Below are 422 nucleotides of genomic sequence, written 5' to 3' on the forward strand. Positions count from 1 at the left end.
TGCTATTACTTCTGCTTTCATAGTCTTGTCCTTGGTTAAACAAACCGTGTATTTACGAGGGTTAGTTGATCAGGTAGTCGAAAGCCCACGTGATGTTGAGGGTCACAAGGTTCGATGCGGAACCGTCGAGTTCGACATCCGCAACCGAAGCCGGCCACAGGCCAACGACGGTAATCGTCCGGCTCACCTGAGGAAGATCGTTATAGACCACGAGCTGTGCCGTGCACTTGTAGGCGGATGCAAACGAGCCGCTGTTGTTGAGCCACGAACGGGTCATTTCTGACCACGCATAGAACTGGGCGCGCGTACTCCAGTCGCTCGCTTCCATAAACGTGGTGTTGAATGTGTGTTCGAAGGTCTTACGGCCTGCGTACACAAGTTCAATGCCGTGCAGCGGAACCGTTACCCGGTCCATTGAAAAG

1 protein-coding gene is annotated in these 422 nt (G+C 53.1%); it reads right to left on the reverse strand.

The features are described from left to right. Positions 1-61 precede the first annotated feature (61 nt). A partial coding sequence (locus AC1RPN_RS08485; RefSeq protein ID WP_481763758.1) for a hypothetical protein occupies positions 62-422 on the reverse strand: 361 nt, incomplete at its 5' end.

It is taken from the genome of Dellaglioa sp. CoH-57-MRSF-20 (genome assembly GCF_056781955.1).